The sequence below is a fragment of the Bifidobacterium sp. UTBIF-68 genome, from assembly GCF_006408855.1.
GTDB classification, from domain to species: domain Bacteria; phylum Actinomycetota; class Actinomycetes; order Actinomycetales; family Bifidobacteriaceae; genus Bifidobacterium; species Bifidobacterium reuteri.
Genome location: NZ_JFAN01000013.1, coordinates 104,957 through 131,375 on the forward strand (window position 1 = coordinate 104,957; position 26,419 = coordinate 131,375).

The 26,419-nt window shown below is 57.9% G+C and carries 16 protein-coding genes and 1 pseudogene; 15 read left to right on the plus strand and 2 right to left on the minus strand.

Going from position 1 to position 26,419, the window contains the following annotated elements; all coding sequences use genetic code 11:
• Nucleotides 1–8 precede the first annotated feature (8 nt).
• Nucleotides 9–1,508: an ABC transporter permease gene (locus tag BW14_RS04350; protein ID WP_044089960.1), complete on the plus strand. Its 1,500-nt coding sequence runs from the start codon at nt 9–11 to the stop codon at nt 1,506–1,508.
• Here the strand turns inward: BW14_RS04350 and BW14_RS04355 are convergent.
• Entirely contained in the window at nt 1,492–3,864 is a 2,373-nt protein-coding gene (locus tag BW14_RS04355; protein WP_375138430.1) for a 1-deoxy-D-xylulose-5-phosphate synthase, read from the minus strand. The two genes, BW14_RS04350 and BW14_RS04355, sit on opposite strands and share 17 nt — an antisense overlap.
• A 171-nt stretch (nt 3,865–4,035) precedes the next feature.
• Between BW14_RS04355 and BW14_RS04360 the strand changes: the two genes are divergently transcribed.
• The 9 genes and pseudogenes from BW14_RS04360 (at nt 4,036) to BW14_RS04400 (ending at nt 14,915) form a co-directional block, all read left to right on the plus strand.
• The gene (locus BW14_RS04360; RefSeq protein WP_140463313.1) at nt 4,036–5,028 is read left to right on the plus strand and encodes a zinc-binding dehydrogenase; all 993 of its coding nucleotides are present in this window, start codon (nt 4,036–4,038) and stop codon (nt 5,026–5,028) included.
• Nucleotides 5,029–5,174: 146 nt separating this feature from the next.
• Entirely contained in the window at nt 5,175–5,675 is a 501-nt protein-coding gene (purE, locus tag BW14_RS04365) for a 5-(carboxyamino)imidazole ribonucleotide mutase (RefSeq protein WP_044089958.1), read from the plus strand.
• Nucleotides 5,659–6,825: pseudogene (purK, locus tag BW14_RS04370) on the plus strand (5-(carboxyamino)imidazole ribonucleotide synthase); the annotation flags it as partial. The gene purE and the pseudogene purK, both read left to right, overlap by 17 nt.
• A 111-nt stretch (nt 6,826–6,936) precedes the next feature.
• Nucleotides 6,937–7,329: a Fur family transcriptional regulator gene (locus BW14_RS04375; protein WP_044089957.1), complete on the plus strand. Its 393-nt coding sequence runs from the start codon at nt 6,937–6,939 to the stop codon at nt 7,327–7,329.
• Between the two features lie 286 nt (nt 7,330–7,615).
• Nucleotides 7,616–7,822, plus strand: coding sequence for a zinc-ribbon domain-containing protein (locus tag BW14_RS12490; protein ID WP_044089956.1), 207 nt, complete (start codon nt 7,616–7,618; stop codon nt 7,820–7,822).
• Nucleotides 7,823–8,072: 250 nt separating this feature from the next.
• Nucleotides 8,073–8,918: a hypothetical protein gene (locus BW14_RS04385; RefSeq protein WP_044089954.1), complete on the plus strand. Its 846-nt coding sequence runs from the start codon at nt 8,073–8,075 to the stop codon at nt 8,916–8,918.
• Nucleotides 8,912–9,847 (plus strand): hypothetical protein, encoded by a 936-nt coding sequence (locus BW14_RS04390; protein ID WP_140463318.1) that lies wholly within the window; start codon nt 8,912–8,914, stop codon nt 9,845–9,847. The genes BW14_RS04385 and BW14_RS04390 overlap by 7 nt, the downstream gene beginning before the upstream one ends.
• 23 nt (nt 9,848–9,870) lie before the next feature.
• Complete coding sequence (locus BW14_RS04395) at nt 9,871–14,208, plus strand: helicase-related protein (protein ID WP_140489299.1); 4,338 nt, start codon at nt 9,871–9,873, stop codon at nt 14,206–14,208.
• Entirely contained in the window at nt 14,205–14,915 is a 711-nt protein-coding gene (locus BW14_RS04400) for a DUF4391 domain-containing protein (protein WP_140463322.1), read from the plus strand. The genes BW14_RS04395 and BW14_RS04400 overlap by 4 nt, the downstream gene beginning before the upstream one ends.
• Nucleotides 14,916–15,408: 493 nt before the next feature.
• On the opposite strand, the gene BW14_RS04405 is transcribed toward BW14_RS04400, so the two are convergent.
• A complete protein-coding gene (locus BW14_RS04405; RefSeq protein ID WP_140463324.1) occupies nt 15,409–15,882 on the minus strand; it encodes a hypothetical protein in 474 nt (157 codons plus the stop codon).
• Nucleotides 15,883–16,031: 149 nt separating this feature from the next.
• Between BW14_RS04405 and BW14_RS04410 the strand changes: the two genes are divergently transcribed.
• From BW14_RS04410 to BW14_RS04430, 5 genes are all read left to right on the plus strand, one after another.
• Entirely contained in the window at nt 16,032–17,195 is a 1,164-nt protein-coding gene (locus BW14_RS04410) for a M48 family metallopeptidase (protein WP_140489300.1), read from the plus strand.
• A 429-nt stretch (nt 17,196–17,624) separates the two neighbouring features.
• Complete coding sequence (locus BW14_RS04415) at nt 17,625–19,613, plus strand: site-specific DNA-methyltransferase (RefSeq protein ID WP_140463826.1); 1,989 nt, start codon at nt 17,625–17,627, stop codon at nt 19,611–19,613.
• 14 nt (nt 19,614–19,627) lie between these two features.
• On the plus strand, nt 19,628–22,876 hold the full coding sequence (locus BW14_RS04420; RefSeq protein ID WP_140463828.1) for a DEAD/DEAH box helicase family protein: 3,249 nt from the start codon (nt 19,628–19,630) through the stop codon (nt 22,874–22,876).
• Nucleotides 22,877–23,898: 1,022 nt separating this feature from the next.
• Complete coding sequence (locus tag BW14_RS04425) at nt 23,899–25,608, plus strand: SpaA isopeptide-forming pilin-related protein (RefSeq protein WP_140463830.1); 1,710 nt, start codon at nt 23,899–23,901, stop codon at nt 25,606–25,608.
• Between the two features lie 211 nt (nt 25,609–25,819).
• The coding region (locus BW14_RS04430) for a class C sortase (RefSeq protein WP_181162285.1) at nt 25,820–26,419 on the plus strand (600 nt) is incomplete at its 3' end.

A 26,419-nucleotide genomic window follows, 5' to 3' on the forward strand; every position in this document is an offset into this window, starting at 1 on the left:
GCCATGCCATGCGATTCGGCGATATCCTGCGGCTCTGCCGCCAGAACCTATGGAGACGCAAATCACGCACGATCCTGACCGTGCTCGGCGTGATCGTCGGCTGCTGCTCCATCGTGCTCATGATCTCCCTCGGCCAGGGCATCAACGAACAGAACGAGAAGATGCTCAAGCAGATGGGCGATCTCTCCATCGTCACCGTCTACACCTCCGGCGGAGGCAGGACGAACACCGGCTCGGGCACCACCGAGGTCAAGCTGGACGACAAGGCCCTCGAGAGCTTCCGTTCGCTGGGCAACGTCTCCGGTGTGACACCGGTGATGAACCTGCCGTACAACGCCACGCTCAAGGCCGGTTCGGGTGGGCGGTACGTGGCCGACTTCGTGCAGATCATGGGCATCGACATGACGCAGTTCGACCAGATGGGCTACACAATCAAGGACGGCTCCATGCCGGTCCGCGATGGTCAGGTCCTGGCCGGCGAGTGGCTGGCGTACGACTTCATGGACACCCTGCGCGGCGGCGAGATGCGTTACGCCAACCGTGGCGACGGCTCGTATTCCTGCACGTATAACGAGGCCACCGGCCAATGCGAGGAGCCTGAGGACCAGGACCCGTATTTCGATCCGATGAAAACGCGGCTGACGCTGGTCACCGGCACCGACTACCAGGGCAGCTCCTACAGCATGCAGATGATGGGCGGCGGTTCCGGGAGCGGCACGGGCTCCCAGTCGGAGACCGTCACCGTGGACCTCACCGTCTCCGGCATCACCAAGGCGGACCAGAGCAAGGGGTACTCCACCTCCAGCGGATTGGTCATGGACCTGAAGGACCTGAAGGCGCTGATTGCCAAAGTGGACCCGTCCACGGCCAAGAAGACCTCAACCACATACGATCAGGCGTTCGTCAAGGTCACGGATCTGTCGTCCGTGCCCGAGGTGGAATCGCAGATCAAGGCGATGGGCTTCGACACCTCGTCCTACGAGGACATGCGCAAGTCGCTGGAGGAGCAGTCGCGGGCCATCCAGCTCATCCTCGGCGGCATCGGTGCCGTGTCCCTGCTGGTTGCGGCCATCGGCATCGCCAATACGATGGTCATGTCCGTGACCGAACGCACGCGCGAGATCGGCATCATGAAGGCGCTCGGCTGCTATGTGCGAGACATCCGCGTCATGTTCCTGGCCGAGGCCGGGGCGATTGGCTTCTTCGGAGGACTCATAGGCTGCATCATCAGCGGACTGATTTCGCTGGCCATCAACCTCATCGGCATGACCTATCTCTCGTCGATGATGTACGGAGCGCCCGAGGACGCCGCATCCCTCTCGTTCGGGGAGCGGCTCTGGCAGGCGCTGGTCGGCGGCGAGGACGTGACCCGCTACTCGGTGATCCCTTGGTGGCTGTTCGGATTCGCCATCCTCTTCTCCACGTTGATCGGCCTGCTGTTCGGTTTCGGACCGGCCAACAAGGCGGTGAAGATTCCGGCGCTGGACGCCATCAAAAACAGCGAATGATCGCGTCGACGACCTGCTCCACGGTCAGGCCGTAACGTTCGTTGAGCTCGGCGAGGGGAACGCGGTCGGTGAATTCCTTGGCGGCGCCGAAGTTCAATACGCGGGGATTCGCTGGCGTGGCATTGGATGCGCCGGAGAACGCGGGATTGTTAGGGACAGAGTCGGTGCCTTGGGCTTCGGACGCCGTCCGGCTCCAATGGTTGGCATAGTAGGCGGTGATTTTCTCGCCCCAGCCGCCTTCCAGCTGACCGTCCTCAAGGGTGACGACAAGCTGGTGGCCGTTGCGCAGCGACTCCAAGACGTCCGTATCCAGCGAAGTGCACTGGCGCGGATCGATGACCGTCGCGCCGATGCCGTGCCGGGCGGCAAGTTCTGCCGCAGCACGCTCCGCCAGCGGATAGGCGTTGCCAAGGCCCACAATCGCCACTCGCACACCCCGGTGGGTGATTCGCCATCTCAGCATGTCTGCCTGGGACTGCGGCAGCGGGGCCGATTGCAGATCGCGGATGGTTGCGGCGATGCGTTCGGCATCGCCGCAACCATCGTTCAGGGTCTCCTTCGCCGTATTGAGTGAACCAGTGAGTGAACCAGCCGCTGCGCCGCCGGTCAGCGGCAGCAGGGAGGAATCACGGTCGGCTGCCAGAATCGCTTCACCCGGTACGCGAATCACCACCGCGCCCTCCGGTGCGCCGGGCTTGCCGACCGGCATCGTCGACCAAGCGAGGTCGTGAAGGAACTCGCGGCCGGACGTCGGCACCAGCATCGTGACACCGGGGATGTTGGCGAACATCGTCAAGTCATAGGCACCGGAATGCGTATTATCCGAGCCGGACAGGCCACCCAGGAAGTCGAGCACGGTCACACGCGAACGGTTCAGGCTCATCTCCAGGAAAAACTGGTCGTAGGCACGCTGGAAGAAGGACGCCGTCGTGGCCACCACCGGCGTGCCGCCCGCACGGGCGATGCCGGCAGCGAACGCCACCGCATGGGATTCGGTGATGCCGGTATCCACGTAATGCATGCCCGCGCGTTCGCGGAAATCATGCGTGATGCCGTTGGAGCCCGGAGTGGCGGGGGAGATGACCACGAGCCCTGGCTCGTAGTTAAATCGCGGTTCGAGCGCGGCCATGGCCATCTTGCCATAGTATTTGCGCGGGTCGTCCGGATTGCCCAGCGCGGAATCGGGTTTCTGCCAATGCGACGCCTCGCACTGGCCCTCATGCGGTTCGTGGTCGGACAGATTGCAATGGTCGGAATGCCAAGGCTCCGTATGCAGCACGTTGTCGGTGGAAGCAATGCCCTCGGCCAGATCGCCGGGACGAGTCGTGCCATGTGACATATCGCCGGTATCCATACCCTGCTGCGTGGTGTCGCTCGCTTGCCCATTGCACTCGGGACATCCATCATATCCCGCATATCCCGCGCCTTTCAGCGTATGGATATGCACCACCACCGGATGATCGATGTCCTTTACCTCCTCGAAAGCGGCGACCAGCGCATCCACATCGTTGCCGGCCTCCACATAGCGGTAATCCAATCCGAACGCCTCGAACAGGTTCGGCTGCGCTGTGCCTCCCGAGGCGCGCAGACGGGCGAGCGGTCCGTACATGCCGCCGAAATCGCCGGCGATTGACATCTCGTTGTCGTTGAACACGATGATGAGGTTGCCGCCCTGTTCGGCGGCGTTGTTCAGTCCCTCGAACGCCACGCCGGAGCTCAGCGAGCCGTCGCCTATCACCGCCACCACGTTGCCGATCGTGCTGGATGCGCCTGTCGCGGCGTTTTCGGCGGCGGCATTCTCGGTATCGCGGGTCTTCGCGATCCCGCAGGCCAGCGAAATGGACGTGCCGGTGTGCCCGAGCACGAACTGGTCATGTTCGCTCTCCTCGGGGTTGGTGAATCCGGTCACGTCGCCGAAGCGTTCCGGGTCGAGGTATGCGGCGGCGCGGCCGGTGAGCATCTTGTGCACGTAGCTTTGATGGGAGACATCGAACACGATGCGGTCGCGGGGTGAGTCGAACACGCGGTGCAAGGCCACCGTGGCCTCGACCATGCCAAGATTCGAGCCGATGTGCCCGCCGTGATGGTGCCCATAGGAGAGGAGCGTGGCACGAATCTCACGGCACAGTTCCTTGAGCTGTCCTGCCGGCAGCGCCTTGACGTCGGCCGGGCCGGTGATGCCGCGCAGCAGGGGTGCGTCGGTGGTCGCGGGTGCTGCGCCTTGGGCGGCTGTGGCTGTGGCTGCAGTCGTAGCGGACCGGGGAACGATTGGACGCTCGCTGCTCACGCCGTCGGTGATGACACTGTCCGATTCGTTGCCCCGCACCTCGCCCATATCAGAATTCTCCCCTCGCATCAGACTTCCGAATTCGACATGCTAGCGTCACCTGTTGCCTAAGTCGTTTCGGGCGGGGCAAATACCCCCAACATCTCCGTAAATGCAGTGAGGCGTATGCCGCGTTGGTTCGGGTGTGGAAGAATGGATGCCAGCTCGTCATTGTCAGGTTATTTCGAAGGAGTCAAGCCGATGAAGGCCGTATACGCATCCACCGTCAACCATGATGATCCGCTTGCCGCGCTCGCGGTCGGAGAGCAATCCGAGCCGCAGCCGCGCCAATACTGGTCCACGATTACGACCTGTGCCGTGAGCGTGAACCATCACGATATCTGGTCCCTGCAGGGCGTGGGACTCGCCGCCGAGCAGACGCCGATGATCCTCGGCACCGATGCCGTGGGTGTGCTGGATGAGGACATCCCCGGCAAGCACGGACTCAAGGCGGGCAGCGAAGTGGTGCTGTACACCGTGGTCGGCTCGGATGGCAACGGTGTGGCGCCGGGGGAGCGGCGTTCGATCCTGTCCGAACGATATCCGGGAACCATGGCCGAGAAGGTGGCGGTTCCCAGCGCCAACGTATTCGCCAAGCCGGCGAATCTCACCACTGTCGAAGCCGCCGCGCTTGGCACCAGCTGGCTGACCGCCTATTCGCTGCTCTTCAATGCCGCCGGCGTCAAACCGGGCGACTCCGTGCTGATCCAAGGCGCAGGCGGCGGCGTTTCCACTGCCGCCATCCAGCTCGCCCATGCGGCGGGTCTTGAGGTGTATGTCACCTCGCGCAACGAAGCCAAGCGGGCCAAGGCCTTGGAGCTCGGGGCCGATGCCGCATTGGAGACCGGCGCCCGTCTGCCGCGCAAGGTGGACGCGGTGATCGAGTCCGTGGGTGCGGCCACATGGAGCCATTCCGTCAAATCCGTGCGTCCCGGCGGCACCATCGCCATCTGCGGCGCCACCACCGGTGACCAGCCCGGTGCCGAACTGACGCGCGTGTTCTTCCAGGACATCCGGGTGCAGGGCAGCACGATGGGTTCGCGTGAGGACTTCGCACGGCTCTTGCGGTTCGTGCAGATCGCCGACATCCATCCCGCCATCGATTCCGTGTTCTCCGGTCTCGGCGCCGCGCCCGAAGCCTTCGCCAAGATGGTCGCCGGAGACGTCTTCGGCAAGATCGTCATCGAGCTGTAGGAGACTCCACCGCTGGGACGGCCTGAGAAGAGCGTTGCCTGGCGCTTCAGTGGTGGTGCGACACCAAGAACTCATCGCCTCTGCCGATATGCAAGGCGTAGGAGTACAGTGGGGGCATATTCTCAATAACTAGGGAGTAAATGATAATGGCAAATGAATCCAAGCCCGAAGTCGCGGTGGTCATGGGCTCCTCCAGCGACTGGGAGACCATGAAGCGTGCCTGCGATATCCTCGACCGGTTCGGCGTCGCCTACCACAAGCAGGTCATCTCCGCACACCGCACGCCGGAGCTGATGGCTGATTTCGCGCATAACGCCCGCGCCAACGGCCTCAAGGTCATCATCGCCGGTGCCGGTGGCGCCGCCCACCTGCCGGGCATGATCGCCGCGCAGACCACGCTGCCGGTGATTGGTGTGCCTGTGCGCTCCCACGCCCTCTCCGGCTGGGATTCGCTGCTCTCCATCGTGCAGATGCCGGGCGGCATTCCGGTGGCCACCACCGCCGTCGGCAACTCCGGTGCCACGAACGCCGGTCTGCTCGCCGTGCAGATGCTCTCCGCGTTCGAGCCGGAACTCGCCGACAAGCTTGAGGATTATCGCAACGAACTGAAGGAAAAGGTGGCTGAATCCAATGCCCAGCTTGTCTGAGGAGACGCACGGCGCCACGCAGATGCTGCAGCCGGGTGCCACGATCGGCATCATCGGCGGCGGCCAGCTCGGCCGTATGATGGCCCTGTCCGCCAAATACATGGGCTTCCGCATCGGCGTGCTCGACCCGACGCCGGACTGCCCGACCGCACAGGTCGCCGACTTCCAGATCGTCGGCGAATACGACGACAAGACCGCCATCCATGATCTGGCGGAGAAATCAGACGTCCTGACCTACGAGTTCGAGAACGTCGACGCCGATTCCATCGACGAGGTGCGCCATCTGGTCGCAGCCCCGCAGGGTACCGACCTGCTGCGCGTCACCCAGGACCGCATCAACGAGAAGACCTTCATCAACCAGCACGGCATCGAGACCGCGCCGTGGCGTGAGGTCAACGACTTCGACGAGCTCGAGGCCGCCATCGACGAGCTGCGCTACCCGTGCGTGCTGAAGACCCGCTCCGGCGGCTACGACGGCCACGGCCAGCACGTGCTCAAAAACGATATGGATCTGGAGAAGATTCGCGCCCGCGGCGACCGCGGTGGCGGCTTCCCCCCGTCCATCCTCGAAGGGTTCGTCGACTTCGCGTTCGAGGCGTCCATCCTCGTCTCCGGCAACGGCAAGGATTACGTCACCTTCCCGATCGTGCGCAACGACCACCGCAACAACATCCTGCACATGACGATCGCCCCCGCCGAGGTCTCGCCCGAGATCGCACGCACTGCGCATGAGATGGCCCTGGCGCTCGCGAAGGGCTTCGAGCTCGCCGGCACGCTCGCCATCGAGCTGTTCGTCACCCGCGACAACCGCGTGATCGTCAACGAGCTCGCGCCTCGTCCGCACAACTCCGGCCACTACACCATCGAGGCGTGCTCCATTGACCAGTTCGACGCGCATATCCGCGGCATCGCCGGATGGCCGCTCATCCAACCGAAGCTCCTGAGCCCGGCCGTCATGGTGAACGTGCTCGGCCAGCATGTGCTGCCCACGCGCGCGCAGATCGCCACCCACCCCGAGTGGAACGTGCACGACTACGGCAAGGCGCAGCTGCGCCACAACCGCAAGATGGGCCACATCACCGTGCTCACCGACGACACCGCCCGCACGGTCGCCGAGCTGGAGGCCACCGGATGCTGGGACGACCTGAAACCGTATGAGCGTCCGTTCGTGCAACCGGTGTCGGCAGGCGCGTCTGACGCGGCCGGTACTGCAGCTGCGGCCAGCTCGGCGGCAGGCAGCAGGGAGGCGTGACGTTTCCGTATGGTTGAACATATCGAACGTCAGACCAAGCAGAAAGACGCCATCCGCGCAGCGCTCGCCGGTTGCGAGGAATTCATCTCCGCCCAGGATTTGCATCGCAAGCTGGAGGACGAAGGCTCCAGGATCGGCCTCGCCACCGTGTACCGTCAGCTCAACGCGCTGGCGGACACGGGCGCAGCGGATACCATTCGTCTCGACGGCCAGCAGCTGTTCCGCCTGTGCGGCGACGACGGCCATCACCATCATCTGGTGTGCCGCAACTGCGGCAGGACCGTGGAGATCGACCCGCCGAACGAGGCGTGGCTGCGCAGCGTGGCCGGCAAGCATGGATTCACCGTCGAGTCGCACACGCTGGAGGTCTTCGGCCTGTGCCCCGAATGCCAGAAACGGTGATCGACGCGAAGCGGTGAGACAAACCGACAATAAGCATCGAGGGCATCCTGCGACAACGCGGGATGCCCTCGATGCTTATTGTTAAAAACCAAGACACGCCTGATATTCCGGTGTTTCCAACGGGTGTGAGGCGATTGTCCGGTTACTACCGATTGACGGGCGGTTACAAGGGAGCTGCATCACGGTATATGCCGGGAAGCGGATTATCAAGTGACTGGCCTGACACATTGGCCAGTGGGTCTCATGGTGAGGCTCATCAGAGGAGATTGAGAAGGAGAATACACTCATGAAACCATGCACTCAGTGTGGTACATCCAATCCGGATGAGGCGAAGTTCTGCCGTCAGTGCGGCACGCCGTTCGCATATGCCAATCCGGTGTCCGCCAATCCGGTGTCTGCCGGTCCGATTCCTGCGGGCCCTGCTCCGGCACAGGCCCCTGCGGAGGTCAAGCCTCTGATCAGTTCCGTTGACCATGAACATCCTGGTCAATGATAGCAAGCAGGAGTCGTTCTACCAGCAGTAATAGGTTGTGGCTCCACGCAACGGGTGTGGGCCGGGCGGCATGTGCCTTGGGAATGTCGACGGCTCACTCAGGAGGAACTGCAACGCAACATGCCAGGATACCCGTTCGACCGGAATCGCAACGGCAATGTAACTCTCAAGGACTTGTAGATGGTCTTGGCCGGCTTGCATTTCGCGCTGGTAGTAGACTGGCTTTGTTTCCATTCGATGGGGAGGAGTTATGCCGACAAGTTACGGTAAAGAGCTGCTGGAGGACCGTTGTTTTGCCAGACTCTATGATCTGATATACAACGCTATATCTCCGAAACTGGAATCGTCTGGATATGCGACGGGTCTTAATCCCGCCATCGTGGCGAGGTTCGGCTCCACTGATCCCGATACGTGGACCATGAAATTCATCTTTTCCAATACAAGAAAGAGCAAGGGCATGACCTCGCTCGATTATGAGGAGAAGAGCATCAATCCGCAAATCATCAAACTGCTGCACTCCTCTGGAACGGATGCTGAATTCGAGTCCGGTATTCGCGGTGAAATCAAACATTGGTTCGCTGACTTGTTTGACATGACGGAATTTGGCTTGACCAGACGCGTCATCGAACACGATATGGAGATAGCTGCAACCGTCGTTGATGGCACGAGTTTCGCGAATGTGCCGGAAACCAATCTATGGCATCTACAGACCTGCTCCCCGTTGCAGACGAGATTCTCGGAACAGGAGATTCGTTCGTTTGCATGGCCCTATAGGAGACTGATCGATTGGCCCGATGACCGGCAATATGATGATTACCGAAAGGGGAAGCGCAGTCGACGGCCATTCCTGGATCGCAAACAGATGATTGCGTGCCTCAGCGGTATCCTGCAGAAGGCTGAGGGCTCTGTGGCGATCAACGTGCTGACACGAGCCATCATCAATCTTCATCCATATATGGTTCAAGACGAATCGGACAAATACACCTATGCCGATACCGATGTGGATCTGACGAACATAACCTATGAATCCGTCGGCATGAATGACGATGATACCGACGATTATTCCATTGATGAGCACGGAGGTGAATCATGGTAGAACATGTTCAGACGCCGATGAGGCGTTCATTTACGCTTCCAGCATCTGCGATTCCAGACGAAATCTTCCGCCTCGAGAATCCGGAATACATTGCGAAGCGGCTGGAGCAGCCTGTGGCTGCCGGTCAGCTGTGGATGGCGAAAACCGAGGTCGGCGCCCAGTATGTACTGGTCGGAGGCGTGAATGATGACGCGCGTCTTATCACGGCGATTCCGATGAGCAACAATGACGCTGAGCGAACCGAAGAGGCATTGGTGGTGCGCAATACTCCATTGGGCATGACTATGGTCGCATGGCCGCAGTTGGCGACCGAAGTGCCGGTCCGCATACTGTTCAAGCCGTTGGGCGAATTCGGACAAGCCGCGTCCGATGCGCTGGTCAATGACCGCGAGGATGATGCGCTTGGCATTGAACGCGCGACAACTCCGGAGGATGCGACAACGTCTGCGGCAAAGGCGATTGTCGAGATTCGCAGATGCATGGAAGCATGGCATGCCATGTGCGCCAAGCTGCCGAAGCTGCATGATGAGCAGAAGGTCACTCGGCATTCCGGTGAAGAATTGGAAGCGTACGCGAACGCGTTGAAAACTGTGCTGCAGTTGTCTCCCGGCCAGCGCATCGCTGTCAGCCGCGGTAAGGCGTTGACCGCTGAGCAGCAGAGGAAAATGGCCGAAGCCGGATTCCCGCAGTCCCCATATGACAAGCCTGCTGTGGATGACGATTACCTGATCGAGGTTGAACAGCCGTTGTGGCGCGCAGCTGCGGATGCGTATGCCGCCAGTGGTTTGCCGGGCGATTCGCGTGAGGGTTTGGCATACAAGGCGCAGTTCGAGCTTGCAGCTAGGGTGAACGGGCATGGTGTGCAGGCTTTGCGTGGTGCGCTGCATAAGGCCGCGAACGAAGTGCTGTCAGCATCCGGTAGCCGGTAAGGAGAGGCCGCGGCGGTGTAACAATGTCAGAGTTCCTGCAGCATCATCGCAAGGTGGAGAACCAGGCGCGAGCCATGCTCGCCCTGGCCTCGTCCCGGCACTCCGAGTTTCCTCCAGCGCCCAAAGCCGATCCCGGTGAGGTCGTGGATCGTTGGAAAGGTGAGGTGCTGATTGAGTATGTCGCTTCGCTGAACGGCAGCGATGTGGATGATTACGTCACTGTGGACGATAACATCGAAGCCGGTCTGCTTGGCCTGTTCAGCCTTGCTTTGGAAGAGGGTGAACGAAGCCGAATACAGGTTCAGTTCACAGACGGCGAGTATACGGCCCGCCGTAATTTCACTCTGATGCATGAGCTTGGCCACTATCTGCAGCAAACGGATGATGATTTGGCACGACCGTTCGAGACTATTGCTAGTCCCGCTGAGAGCAAGCGTCTGGAAGAGGATTCATGCAATCGTTTTGCATCGTTTTCTTTGTTGCCTGAATCGTATGTGCGTGACGCGATGCGTGGCAAGTCCGTCAATGCGGCTGCAGTCAATCGAGTGTTCGAGCAGGGAAGACCATCCCGGTCCAAGATGATGCGCGCCTCGCGGCCGGTCGTAGCGCGGCGTATGGCTGATTTCCTGCAGAATTCCGGAACGGTGACGCTGGTCAAGGACGGCGAGCTGAACGTGCGCGCCTACTCGGATGGCAGGGCTGATTATGAGGGGGATCTGACATCCGTCGAACGTGAGATATTGGACCATGCCGGTTCCGAGCTGAAACCCGGGGAATCTTGCTTCTATCAGCTCGCTGCGGATGATGGGACGCCGCTGCGGGCCAGCGTCGTTATGTCACGAGGATGGTCGAAATATCATTTCATTGTGATTGAGCGGGAGACCGTTCCGGCGGCTTCTGCTCCACGTACGGATTCTGAACCGGAAGCATCGGCATCGCAGAATGCTATGCCTGAGCAAACGCCGGGCATAGCCGATCAGCACCGCAGTGAAACCCATGAGGACGATTACGAGGGTGATCGCGAAGACGATCACAAGGAAGATGAAGGATCACAGCGCATGAACGCTTATGGCATAATCGACAACCGCACCTCACTGGTGAAGGATGATCTGGTACGCACAATACGCTCCGGCGATCGCATGTCGGTGTCGGCCTCGCTGTTTTCGATGTATGCGTACCGTGAGCTGCGTGACCAGTTGGAATCGTTGGATTCGTTCCGGTTCCTGTTCACGTCGAAGGCGTTCACGAAGGATCGCACACCGAAAGAACGGCGCGAGTTCTATATTCCCCGTCTGGGGCGAGAGCAGAGCCTGTACGGCACGAATCTGGAAATCCGTTTGCGCAACGAGTTGACGCAGAAGGCAGTCGCGTTGGAATGCGTGGATTGGATACGACGCAAAGGTGCCCGATTCATGTCATTCGATGAGGAAACCGGCTTCCCGCAGTTCCTTGCCGTGGAACGTGATGGTGGAGACGCTTCCGGATATATGCCGTTCAATGAGTTTTCGACCACGCAGCTCGGCGTGACCAAGCATGCGTCGTCTCCTGCATACACGTCGTTTGTGATGAAGCAGGATGCGACGCAGACGAGTGGGTTGTTGACCATGTTCGATCAGGCGTGGAACAGCAGCCAAGTGCATGATGTGACCGAAGCGGTGATCGACGGTATTGAACGCATGTATCGTGAGAATCCTCCGGAACTGGTGTATTACAAGGCCCTGTATCGTATTTTCAGCGAGTTCCTCGAGGACGTGGACGAGGACGTGCTGCCCAAGGAAGGCACCGGTTTCCGGGAGAGCTGCATCTGGCATATGCTGTATGACTTCCAGAAGGATGCGGCCGTGTCGATCATCAACAAGCTGGAAACGTATAACGGTTGCATTCTGGCTGATTCGGTCGGTCTGGGCAAGACGTTCACCGCGTTGGCCGTGATCAAGTATTTCGAGTCGCGCAATCGCAACGTGCTTGTACTGTGCCCGAAGAAGCTGAAGGACAATTGGGTGACGTACCGGTCGAACGCGACCAATAATCCGATCGCTGAGGATCGTCTCCGCTATGACGTGCTGTATCACACTGATCTGAGCCGTTCCAAGGGTGATACGATCATGAACATTCCGATCGAGCGTATTAATTGGGGCGGCTATGATCTCGTCGTGATCGACGAATCGCATAACTTCCGCAACGGCAACGATTCGGCGGTGAAGGCGGACAGCAAGGAAAACCGATACGTCAAACTGTTGGACAAGGTCATTCACTCCGGCGTGCGCACCAAGGTGCTCATGCTGTCTGCGACGCCGGTGAACAACCGGTTCCGTGATCTGGAGAACCAGCTGCGTCTCGCCTACGAGGGCAACGACGACGATTGGACCGCCAAGCTGGACCTGTCTACGGATATCGACAATGTGTTCAAGAACGCGCAGAAAGCGTATTCGGCATGGTCGAAGCTCGAACCGAAGGAGCGGACCACGGCGAATCTCATGGATCGTTTGGACTTCGACTTCTTCAAGGTGTTGGATCAGGTGACGGTGGCGCGCAGTCGCAAGCATATCCAACGTTATTACGACATGAAAGCAATCGGCAGGTTCCCGGAACGATTGAAGCCGATCAGCGTGCGTCCGAAACTGTCCACGCAAGCGGGTGCTGTCACATACGATCAAATCTACGATGAACTCGACAAACTCTTTCTGGCCTTGTACATGCCGTCCGAGTTCATACTCGAATCACGCAGGGCGAAGTATTTTGAAGGCGAGGGGGAGAGCCTGACCACGAGCGGTCGTGAGACCGGCGTACGCAAGCTCATGGCTACGAACCTGTTGAAACGGTTTGAAAGCAGTGTGCACTCGTTCCGGCTGACGTTGGAGCGTGTGCTTGGCTATATGAAGGGCACGGTTGAAGTGCTCGACCGGTATGAGGAATACCGCCGTCAGCATCGCGATACGAGTATGTTCAAGGATATTGACGCGGATAGTTTCGATGCTGGTTTTGACTTTGATCAGGACGACGACGAACAGATGGAATTCACCACGCAAGGTAAGAAACAGTTCGCTCTGTCCGACATGAACTGGAAGGACTGGCGTCGTTATATTCAAGCCGACATTACCGTTATCAACGAATTGTTGAAGATGATCGGCGGTATCGACGCTGGTCATGATGCCAAACTCCAGCAGCTGTACCATACAATCCGCGCGAAGGTTGAGCATCCGATCAACCCCGGCAACCGCAAACTGCTGGTATTCACTGCGTTCGCGGATACTGCCGACTACCTGTACGAGCATGTGAGCGCGTACGCGAAGACGCTTGGCATGGAGACGGCAGAAGTGACCGGTGCTCGACCGGGCCGTTGCACGTTGAAGAAGGTCGGCGGTGACATGAGTAACATTCTCGCGTGCTTCTCGCCGATTTCTAAGGAGCGTGAAACCACCACGAAGGGGCTTGATGATCAGAACATCGACATTGTGATCGCTACCGATTGCATTTCCGAAGGCCAGAATCTTCAGGACTGCGACGAAATGGTCAACTACGACATTCACTGGAATCCGGTGCGCATTGTCCAACGTTTCGGCCGTGTGGACCGTATCGGCTCGAAAAACGAGCGTATCCAACTGGTCAACTATTGGCCCGACGTGGATCTCGACAAGTATCTGAAGCTCAAGGACCGTGTGGAAGCGCGCATGCGTCTGACTGTGCTCACGTCCACCGGTGACGACGACTACATCAACGAGAACGAGAAAGGCGATCTCGCCTACCGGGCGAGCCAGCTCAAACAGATGCAGAACGAGATTCCCGACCTTGAAGACGTGGAAGGTGGCATCAGCATCACTGATCTCGGTCTCAACGAGTTCCGCATGGACTTGGTCGCATACCACCAGCAGAATCCCGATATCGAGCACACGCCGGATGGCATCGATGCGGTGGTGGAAGGCGACGAGCCCGGCATCATGTTCGTGCTGAAGAATGTGAACGAAGGCGTCAACACGAGCGGCAGCAACCGTCTTCACCCGTATTATCTGGTGCATGTTGGCAGCGATGGTACGATTCTGCACGGGCATCTGGAGCCGAAAGCGTGCCTTGATCTCATGCGTATGCTGTGCAAAGGCAAGAATGAGCCGGACGATCACGCATGCCGCATCTACAACCGGATGACGAAGAACGGCAAGGACATGAGCCGTGCCTCGCGTCTGCTGCAAGAAGCTGTTTCTGGCATTATTAAAGCGGACTCTCAGTCAGCAGCCGATAGCTTCCTGACCACGGGCATGGCTGACTTCCTCGCGCCGACGGTACAAGGCATCGACGACTTCGAACTCATCTGCTTCCTGGTGATCCTGCCCAAGCGGAACCCTCGATCGGAGTCAAAGCAATGAGCGACATCGAATACTGCGGTCCCATATCCGCCCTCAGCATGGGACTGCCCAGCATCACCGCAGTGCCGGCAGGACGTGGCCGCCTATCCAAGGAAGGCTTCTACCGTGGCATGGATGTGCCGGCGGCATTGCGCCGCAGGTTCACGCAAGACGTGGTGTCGTTCACGATGCTTGCGCAAATCAATGAACGTTCCACCGGCATTCCTGCAAGTGAAACCGTGAATACGGTTTTCGTGCTCGGCATCGAAACCAAAACAGAGACGCCGCCCGTGCAGGTCATGGAGCATATCGCTCGCTATTACGGCGAGAGAACGGGTTATAAGACGCGCATTCTGTTCGTCTGCACGTTCGCCGGTGAATGCACGTTGGCGGTGTTCCGCAATGCCAAGGTCTCCCAAGGTCTTATGGAGGGGTGCGTTTACACGGCCGAGAACGTGAACTTCACGCAGGAGTCGATTCATTTGGACGAACGTGACCTTGGCCATACATGGGACGCCATCTGCGCGCAGGTCATCCTTAACGACGCAAACCCCGAACAGGTTGACCATCGCATCGCCGTTGACAGCAAGAGGAAAGCGCTTCTTGCCGAGATCGACCGACTTGAGAAAGCCCACGCCAAAACCCGCCAGATCGCCAAGCGCAACGACCTGTGGAGCCGGCTGCGATTGACACGACTCCAACTCAAGGAACTGGAGACGGGTTCGTAGATCCACAAGCACAGTCAAGTAATGGCTGGGATCCGCCAGATTCACCGGCACCATAGAAAGTTCCCGTATGACGTCCAACAAAATTGGCAATGCTTATTGAACTTTGAGGTTCAGTGCGATGAATAATCAATGGTGAGAATGAAAACCGTCGGATGGGGTTCCATCTCCGGCGAAGTTCTGTAGGAATCACAATACTGGTAGTTAATTCTGGCCATACTGGAGACTTCGTAATGGATGGTTCGAGAGAAACCTGGCTGTTTTGGACGTCCCGCCTTCCCTCTCAGAAAGCATGTGGACGCGATAGGATCCGGCGCTCCGGGAGTGGATGAAACGTGATCCCAAAACTGTTGTGCCTGCTGTATTCCGACGCGTGATACAAGCTGATTCCACGCGTCGGAATACCTGCGATGCACCACTATCCTGTAAGTGGGGCGTTGATTCGGATGCCCGCCAGGTCTTCTCGTAGGCTCGTAAGGATTGTATGCGCTGTCTATCACTGTGTGACGTCCTGTTCTGCGAGAGGCACGGCGTCGGTCAGTTCAGCGGGATCAACTCCATTGCGCAACAGGATGCGTTTACGTAATGGATCTTCAAGTTGACCAGCGGTTATTTTCCATTCTTTAATCATCTGATCGAGCTGCGAGTAGTCACCATCAGCGGAGCATGCAATGAGCTGGTCCGAAAGATCATCGCAGAAAGATTCCAAATCCTCATTGTCGAACACTCTCAGCCACGCAAGTTCGCCCAGTTCTGCAACAGAAGGACGCCTACTGGAGTTGACTATACGGCGAAGTCGTTCAAGCTGCACTGACCACTGACTGTATTTTTCAAGGTTCTGCAGTTTCCTTTCAGGAAGCATCACCAAACCTTGCCCCTGTGGATCTCGAATAACAGCTTTTCCGTCGCGAGCTGCTTGTAGAACCTCGGTTCTTTTGGTTGCGAGATCAGACGCTTGGAAAATTGTCATAGCTCTCCTTGTCAAGGCATGTGAAATGTCAGCACGAATAAACATCATGCCGATACTAGACAAACTACAGTTCCCATATTATCATAATATATACTATATTGTCAATATCCTGCATATCATCATATGTAGCGAACAGGGCTGGAGGTTTAATGGCAACCCCTTCTTTCGATATTCGCTCATGTTTTCAAGCCCTTGGAGAAGCACTAAGCCGACCCTTGAATGCGAATCAAGGGGACGCACCTCTCAGAAGTCAGATCATTACTGGGGCTTTGCGCATTCTCGAAAAATATGGCCTCGCCGAAGATGTGCTTCGATATGGGTTCGCGAGTCATGTGACAATACCATTGCTGTTTCGAGCAATGGGCCTTGCTCCGAACGATCTATATCCGGAACAACTCATGGATCGGTGGCGGCAGATTCTCCTCAAAGGATCCTGTCATGATGCGACCCGAACGCTCTCAGATCGCTACATGATGCTGACAAAATGGATGGCATCCGCCAATTTGAAAGACATAATTGAACTTAAGTCGCCATCTGACGACGAATGGGACAAACTGCGTTTAACGCCATCCGAAGATGCGGCAGTATCTGAGCAGTACCAGTGGTTGTGCGATCGATATCTGATACCTGACCCGAACGCATGGTTGACCACATCTTTACATCGCGAGTATCGATATATAGTGGATAACGAAATCGGGGACTTTCCAGAGCGGGCAGTCACCAGGATTCCTATAAGGCAGTCCGAACTTATCGAAATTATCGCGCGTAGAGCTGTTTATTCCTCGGATGAGTCTATATTAAAAGATCACCTGTATACACAAGTATACGAATCGGCTCTCGCATATCTGAAAAAAGATAACTACGAGCAAGCATCGACATTATTTGATTTCTTCCTTAGGCAATATCCAGGCAATTTAGCAGCACTGAACGCAAAAGGGTTCTGTCTCATTCCGGTAGACCCAGGTAAAGCGGGAAAAATGATTCGACAAGCGATCGACAGTGGATTGAAACCAAGAAATCTTGGTGAATACAATATTTGCTTCTGTCAATTGTTGCAGGGAAAGGTCTCACAAACGTTGCAAAATGCTGAAAAATACTGGTGCGAATTTCGTGGCCACGACACTGAAACGACACCTGCTGTCCTATGGAGCATGGGGAGTAATGGAAAGCCCGTACTCATCAGTACCGAATCAGTGGACTCAAGCTTAACGAGACTGTGCGCTAACGCTGCGGATTCTATCGGGGATAATGAGAGACAGGAGATGTGGTGGAAACGAGGAGAAAAGATAGACGGTACCTTGTCTACGCTGTAAGTCACAGCGTTAGAATTCTAGTGTGCTATAAGTGCATTGCGCCTGATGAAACCGGCATAGGTAATCAAATTGTGGAGGTTTGGTGCGATGAACTCAACGCAGGTTACGACATCATCGGCGCCTTTGCCTCATGCCCATGATCGTCCGGATACCTATGGGGAATTATCGGCGAAGCCCAATGGTCGGCAGCGTCGTGGTGGCGACCGGACGCTTACAACGCTACGGCATCCAATGATGGGTGCCGATGCTGCGGTCTTCGGCGTATCGTATGGGTGCTTGTCCGGTTGACTGTAGTGTCGGAGCGACAGGCAAACCAGCAAGCCGCACGGAGTCAAATAACCGTGGTTCATGATTATGGGCGGGAAACGGCGGTTACGATCATGACCCGTTGAATGAATTGTTAGAAAGAACAGAGTAAAGGAGAGCAGCATGGAAGTGCCTCGCATCGAACCGGTGACGCCTGATATCACACAGGAGAATATCGAGAAGATACTCGAACTGTTCCCGAACGTGGCGACGGAAGTGCGTGACCCGCAAACCGGGGAAGTCAAGCGTGCGGTTGATTTCGATGCGTTGCGCGACCAGCTCGGCGACGTGGCCGAAGGTATGCGCGAACGCTACCAGTTCACTTGGCCGGGCAAACGCGCAGCCAAGGAAGAGGCGCGACAGCCGATCGCCAAGACACTTCGCCCAGTCAAGGACCGCAGCAAGAACTGGGATGACACCAAGAACCTGTATATCGAAGGCGACAACCTCGACGCGCTGAAAATCCTGCGCGAGACGTACGCCGGCAAGATCAAGATGATCTACATCGATCCGCCGTATAACACTGGGCATGACTTCATCTACCGTGACAATTTCCGTAAGAACGCCGATGACTACGCCGGTGACAGCGGTGAATACGATGAGGACGGCGGACGTCTCGTCGCCAACCCTGAGTCCAACGGCCGATTCCACTCCGACTGGTGCACCATGATGTACTCACGGTTGTTGTTGGCAAGGGATTTGCTCACTGTGGATGGGATTATATTCATCAGCATAGATGCCAATGAAGAAGATAATCTTGAGAAAATTGCAGACGAAATCTTCGGTCGTGATAATCGTATTGCAGATGTCGCGGTTGTCAATAATTTTAAAGGAAGAAGCGATGATAAATATATCGCTACTGCACATGAGGGGCTTCTTATTTATAAGAAAAAGTCCTTTGAGTCTCTAGGAGTTCCTATTCCGTCCGAGTACATCCAAGAATACAAGTTAAATGACGATAAAGGAAAATATCGCTTACAAGGTCTTAGAAAACGAGGAGCAGGTTCACGACGTGAAGATCGTCCGAATATGTTCTATCCTTTTTATTATTCTGAAATACAGAAAAAACTCAGTCTAGTTTTTTCTGATGACAGTATAGAAATTCTCCCTAAACTCTCCGATGGAAGTGATGGTCGATGGCGATGGGGAAAAGAGACTGCACAGCAACGTTTGGATGAACTTACTGTTCAGCTTGTATCTGGGCGTAATGAATATGATGTCTTTCAAAAGGATTATTTATCCTCTAGCGGCCAAAAACGTATTAAGCCAAAGTCCGTTTGGATAGGAGCGGAGTATTCTGCGGAAGCTGGAACATTACAAACAAAAACCCTTCTCGGTAAGAATATTTTCGATACCCCTAAATCGGTCGGATTGTTGCTCTATTGTTTGGAGCAGGCAACATCCGAAGAGGACATCATCCTTGATTTCTTCTCTGGTTCCGCGACCACCGCGCATGCCGTTATGCAGCTAAACGCTGGAGACGGTGGCAATCGTAAGTTCATTATGGTGCAATTGCCTGAGGTGTGCGACGAGAATTCTGAAGCGGCGAAAGCTGGCTATCACACGATCTGCGAGATCGGTGAGGAGCGCATTCGTCGCGCCGGCGAGAAGATCAAGGCCGAGATCGAGCAGGAGAACCAGCAGTTGGAGCTTGGTGCGGAGCCGAAGCAGGTGCCGGATATCGGTTTCCGTGTGCTGCGCGTGGATTCGTCGAATTATGCGGATGCTCGTCGTTCCCCGCTGGAGACAACACAGGGCGAGTTGGATGATTTGGTCGACGTATCCAAGGCTGATCGTGATTCGTTGGACAAGCTCTTCGAATGCTTCCCGTCGCTCCAGTTGCCGTATGATTCCTCGATCGAGGTGCTGGAGGATCCTGCGTTCGCCGGTCACACGGTGTATAGCGTGAACGGCGGCCAACTGGTGGCGTGCTTCGACGCAGAGATTCCCGAATCGGTGCTGCGTGGCATGGCGGCGCTCGACCCGAAACCGTCGTATGCGGTGGTTGCTGAGGCAGGTCTGAAGAACAGCCAGACGGTCACCAACTTCACCGAGATCTTCAAACAGGCGGCGAACGCCCGGCAGGGTTCGACGCAGATTCGCATCATCTGAAAATGAGGTGAAGCATGAAATTCGAGTTTTCCAGATACCAATATCAGACTGATGCCGCGAATGCCGTATGCGACGTATTCGAGGGGCAGCCTTCCCGAGAGCATGTGAGTTATATCCGTGATGTCGGCGTATGGGGGAAGCCGGAACCCGTCTTCACGCCTGAAGCGGAGCAAGGCGAATTGGATATTCTGCAAAACCAATCCAAGCAGAACGCATTCGATGACATGCGGTCCGAAGAGTTGGACGACACTGGCTATCGCAACAACGATCTCATGCTGTCCCCAGCGCAATTGCTGGCCAACATCCACAAGGTCCAGCACCGCGGAGGACTGGCTGATTCGCCTCGGCTGTTCCAAGGCAACGGCGCGGTCGAATTGGATGTGGAAATGGAGACCGGCACCGGCAAGACGTTCGTGTACACGAAGACGATCCTTGAGCTTAACCGTCGGTACGGGTGGTCGAAGTTCATCATCGTGGTGCCGTCCATCGCCATTCGTGAGGGCGTGGACAAGTCACTGGCATTGACGGACGACTATTTCTACACTTCCGGCGTGAACGACGACACCGGCTATGGGAAGCACATCAACTGGTTCGTGTACAACTCGTCGAATCTGAATGACTTGGATACGTTCGCCCAGTCGCCGGACGTATCGGTGATGGTCATCAACATGCAGACGTTCAATACCTCCATGAAGGAAGGAGGCCGCAGCAAGGATTCGCGCATCATCTTTTCCGAACGAGACGACTTCGGATCGCGCCGGCCGATCGACGTGATCGCGGCCACGCGCCCGATCATCATCATGGACGAACCGCAGAAGATGGGAGGTGTGGCAACGCAGAAAGGCGTCTCCCTGTTCAAGCCGCTGTTCGTGCTGAACTATTCGGCTACCCACAAGGTCCATCATGACCTTGTGTATTCGCTGGATGCATTGGACGCCTACAACCAGCGTCTGGTCAAGCGCATCGAGGTCAAGGGCATCGAGCTGGAGAACATGCGAGGCACCGACGGATACCTGTATCTGCAGGACATCATCGTCAAGCCGAACCATGCTCCCCAGGCGCGCATCGAGCATAAGAAGATGTCCGCCGCCGGCAACGTGGTCAAAGCCATGGGGCTTTTCGACGTGGACGACGACATGTACACGGCGTCCGGCGAGCTTGAGGCGTACCGGGGTGGCTGGTCCATCGCGCCGGACGGTATCGTGCCCGACCAGCTGAGCGGTGGATTGGGATACGTGCGGTTTCTCAACGGCACGATCCTGCGCCGTGGCGAAATCCTCAACGATGGCGCCGAAGCCGATCTGCGCCGCATCCAGATCCGGGAGACCATCAAGAGCCACTTGGACAAGGAAGCCATGCTTTACGCGCGCGGCATCAAATGCCTGAGCCTGTTCTTCATCGACGAGGTGGCCAAGTACCGCCAATACGGTGAGAACGGCGAGGAACAGTCCGGCGAATACGCGCGCATCTTCGAGGAAGAGTACGACTCGTGCGTGCAGGACTGGCTGAACACCTACCTGGATGTGGACCGTGGCCAGTATCGCGAATTCCTTCGCCATACTCGGGCGCATGACGCGCACAACGGCTATTTCAGCATCGACAAGCACGGGCATAGCATCGACTCCAAGACGAAAGGCAAGGAGCAGGAAAGCGACGATATCAGCGCTTATGATCTGATCCTCAAAAACAAGGAACGCCTGCTGAGTTTCGACGAGCCGACCCGGTTCATCTTCAGTCACTCCGCGTTGCGCGAAGGCTGGGACAATCCGAACGTGTTCCAGATCTGCACGCTCAAGCATTCCGATTCTGAAACCGGCAAACGCCAGGAAGTCGGCCGCGGTTTGCGTTTGTGCGTGAACAAGGACGGCGTGCGCCAGGATGCGAATGTACTTGGCGCCGATCAGGTGCAGGAGGTCAACCTGCTGACGGTGATCGCCTCGGAAAGCTATGCGGACTTCACCGAGGCCCTGCAGAAGGACATCAACGCCAACCTGCGCGAACGCCCTCTCAAGGTCGACAACGCGTTCCTCACCCGTATCACGGTGCCTGCCGAAAAGCTCGGAGGCGAGGCTGTCGGCGGCGAGCCGGTCACGTTCACCGAAGAGGAGGCGAATCGCGTCCACTTTGTGCTCATCAAGCATGGGCTCATTGATTACGATGACAAGTTGACCGACGAATACCGTGAGCACGGTTTGGACGAGGAGACCATCAAGGATCTTCCCGAATCATTGCAGGACAAAGCGCTCGCAATCGATTTCGCACTGAAAACCGTGCTGGAAGGCACGACGTCAATGCTTATCGGAAACGCGCTCAAGAAGAAGGCGCTGGCCAATCCGCTCAACGACAATTGGAACCGCAAGGAGTTTCAGGCGTTGTGGAAGCGCATCAACCACAAGTATGCGTACACGGTCAGCTTCGACGATGATGAGTTGGTTGGCAACGCCGTCAAAGCCATCGACAATGAGCTAGTTGTCTCCAAGCTGTCGTATTCGATTACACGCGGCCTGCAGAAACAGAAGGCGAATCGCAACGAACTGGCTGCCGGCGACCATTTCGTGAGGGAGTCGACCAGCAGCGGCAATGAGATGAACGTGGATGCGTCGAACGGTGTGGCCTACGACCTGCTTGGCGAGATCTCCCGCGGGGCGAGCATCACCCGTCGTTGTGCAGCCGAGATTCTCAAGCGAATCGCTCCGGCCAAGTTCAGCATGTTCGCCGACAATCCGGAACAGTTCATCGCCAAGGTGTCGAAGCTCATCATCGAGCAGAAGGCCGCCATGGTCGTGGACCACATCTGTTACGACCGAATCGAAGGCGAATACGATGCAAGCATCTTCACCGCGGGAGGCAACTCACGCATCGAGGCCGAAGGATACCGCGCCAGCAAATGCGTGCAGGACTGGGTCTTCCCCGACGGCACAGCCAAAGAAAGCGTGGAACGACGCTTCGCCAAGGATCTCGATGCTGCGGATGAAGTGGCGGTTTACGCGAAGCTCCCGCGCGGATTCCAGATCCCCACACCGGTCGGCAACTACGCCCCCGACTGGGCGGTCGCGTTCCGCGAGGACGACGGAATCAAGCACCTGTTCTTCGTAGCGGAAACCAAAGGCACTATGGGTTCGCTTGAATTACGTGAAGTCGAAAAAGGCAAAATCGCCTGTGCATCAAAACTGTTCAACGAATTCCAGTTAGCCGGCGATGTTCGCTACGAACAAGTCAACAGCTATCAGTCGCTCCTCGAGACGATCAAATCACTGCAATAGTAGTTGTTTACAGTTGCACTTAAGTAAAGGAAACTATTGGATTAACCATCAGTGGACCACAACGCGTTGAGACAATCGCATTTCTAATAATGCGGTCACTGGGATGAGGTCGGCGGCGGTTTGCACGAAGAACAGCCCATTGCTTCGTACAATCCGCCGCTGGGGTGCGCTGTTGCTTCGTGTGGCTTCCGCTGTCTGGCTTGGATGGGTCGGTGGGACTCGGACGGAACTGATGGGAGTATGGCGGTGTGCGCGAGGGGGAGTGCGCCGCGCTTCTCACGGCCTTTTTCACCGCCAGGCGCTGACCTGCCTGTGCTATCTCGGTGACGAGGGGTTGATACGGGGTGCTGCGGACTTCTATGTGGCTTACGAGGGGTGCCTGGACCGGGGGTTCACGGGGATTCCAGACCGTGAGGGCCGGTATTCCGCCGTGCGTACCCAGGATATCGAGGTTTGGATACCCCTCGTAGCGCAGATGGGTGTTCGCAACGCGCGCGATGTACCCCTTGCAACGAGGATGTGCTCTGGCAGGTTGGTGTCACACTGCGGGAAACACCGCTCAACCTGCCGAACAAGCATTGAAGCAATACAGCACGGAAGTGAAGTCCCGGCATGAAACAAACACCTTGTATCTCGCGCCGCAAATTCGTTGATGAATTGACTGCCCCTCAGGCCTTCTTCGCGGGCAGGCTCTCCTGACAAGGGGAACTGGGAATGAGATAAACGAATTTACGACGCAGGGCACTGGGTACGGGAACGGCATATCCAGCAAACCGTGTATCCCGCGAGATACATCCTGCGTGTTGAATCTCGCAAGTCGCATCCAGCAAGCTGCGACACGCCACAGATTGTTAAAATGAGAATCATTATCAATAATGATGGAGGCGGCGAGCATCGCTGCCTTGTATGGCCGAACGGGATGGGACCCATCCCGCCCCGCGCCCCGCGGCTTGCCGTCGACGGGCGTGGCGGCCCTGTCACAGCTGCCTGAGGCAGATAGAAAGAAGGTGCCCATGAAGGGCATGAGCAAAATAACCGCAGTGGGATGCGCAGCGGCGTTGTCCATGTCGGCGCTGGCGGGCGTGGCGGCTCCGGCATTCGCCTCCACCGATGCCGCCGGAGATCCGGCCATCACCGACACGTCCATCGAAATCAGTGGCACGCCCACTGGTGTCTCCGGCGAACACCGTTTCAAGGCGTACCGCGTCGGCACGTACTCCAACGCCCGGGTGGAGGATGGCGTACTGAAAGGTGTCGACGTCACCACCAACGAGAAATACGCCTCCGTGGCCTCGACGGCGTTGCATGAATCTGCGGGCGTCGTGGATTCCGACCCGCTGCGGTATGTGGCCACCGCATTCTCTGACCCCCAGGACAATGCGAAGCCATGGGACTCCAATCCCAAGCTGAGGGCGTTCGCCGACGCCCTCGCCAAAGACATCGTCTCCGGCGACACGGAGATCGAGCCCGACGAGGTCCTCGTCTACAACGACCAGAACCGGTTCTTCGAGGTGGACGAAGGCATCTGGCTGCTCGTAGACGATCAGGGCATCGATTTCGGAGCGACCATCGGCTCGATTCCGATTCTCGTCTCCACCGACGCGTCCGGAGCGTCGTTCGACCCCGCGCATCCGCTCGGCAAGGTGAATCTGAAGAACCAGAACGTGCCCACGGTGGACCTCGCCTTGGCGGAGAAGACCGAGAAGGGCACATTCCGCATCGTCGACCAGCCGGATTTCGCCATCGGGCATGACTTCTACACACAGGTCTCCACCACGATTCCCTCGTACACCGGGTATCCGCTGGGTGGGCGCATCTACTCGCTGGCGCTGGCGTTCGGCGAGGATGGCGGCGAGGACGGTTCCGGCATCGAATTCGACGGCAGCGAAGTGGTGGCGACCGTCACATCCGTGGACGGCGCGACGGTGCAGAGGCTCGAGGCCGGCAAGGACTTCGACGTGACGCCCGGCGGCATCGCCACCATCGATTTCGGCAAGTACGTCAACGGACAGGGGGCGAACAAGGTGCTTGACGGAGGCTCCCTGACCGTGGATGCGAAGGTGCGGCTCACCGATGCTGCCGCTGTCTCCACGCCGCAGGGCGTGGAAGGCAATCCGATCACCTCGTCCCTGTCGTACTCCAGCACGCCCACCGATCTGACGCATACCGCGCAGGCGTGTGCCAACGCGGCATGCGCGTTCGGCAGTGAAGACAACTACATCTACGCCTACACCTACGGGTTCGGCTTGACCAAAACCGACAAGGCCGATCCGTCCCAACTGCTGGGCGGTGCGGAGTTCGCCGTCTCCGGCAGGGACGAGAGCTTCGTGACCGCCTCCGACGGTGATGCCAAGGGCACGGTCTCCGTCACGGGTGTGGACTCCGGCGTGCAGACCGTGCTGGAGACCAAGGCTCCGGAGGGGTACCCGGACTATGCTCTGCCTTCCTTCTCTTTCGAAGTGAAGCCGACATTCGTATCCGGCGCCACCTCCCGGCAGAAGAAGCTGCAGTCGGTCGAGTACACCGATCCCCAGGACGATGTGCTCGGGCTGGTCTCCCATGATCCGGGCACCTCGGACTATCGCGTGGCGAACGTGAAGACCATCGCCCAGTTGCCGCTGACCGGTGGTGCGGGTATCACGGCGATCGTGGCGCTCGCCGTGGGATTGGGTGCGTTGGGAGTCGGCAACGTCGTCAAGGCGCGACTGCTCAAGACGGCGCGCCGTCGATGACGGTACGCGATCATTCGGCTTGCCGGCTGTCCGTCTGATGGGTCTCGTTCGGTTCCGTGACGCCTCGGGGTGCGTCACGGAACCGAACGCGTTGGGCGTCGCCGGTTCGGGAGGAGTTATGCGAACGATGAGGGATGTCGCGACGGTACGGCGTTGCGAAGGGGGAGTGTGTGCCGTCATTGACCGGAGGGAGCGGCGTGGGCGGCGGCTGTTGCTGAGAGGTGTGGCGTATCTGCTGGTGGCGCTGCTTCTGATCGTCGGCGTATTCGGGGCGCGCATGGTGCGGCAGGCTGGCCATGAGCGTCGCGCCGCGGAGGTCGCGCAAGCTGCACGGTACAGGAGCGCACGGGAACGTGAGCGCATGCTGGATGCGGCCCGCCGATACAACGACGTACTGGCGACGCGCGGGCAGCCGGTCCTGGGCGAATGGTCGACGGTTCCATCGGATTCCGCCGGAACGAGGGATGACGGGGAACGCTCGCGATACAGCAGATTGCTGGATATCTCCGCAGGGGTCATGGGGTCGATCCGCATCGGCGTCATCCATGTGGATCTGCCGATAGGGCATGGCACCGGCGAGCAGACGTTGGCGCGCGGCGCCGGCCATCTGTACGGCACGTCGCTGCCGGTGGGCGGGCCCTCCACGCATGCGGTCATCACGGCGCACAGCGGGTTGGTGCGGGATGTGATGTTCACCCATCTTGACGAGGTCGCGGTCGGCGACAGGTTCTCGATCGACGTGCTGGGCAGGAGCATGGACTACCGCGTCGACCGCATCAGCGTGATAGAGCCCGATGACGTGACGCAACGA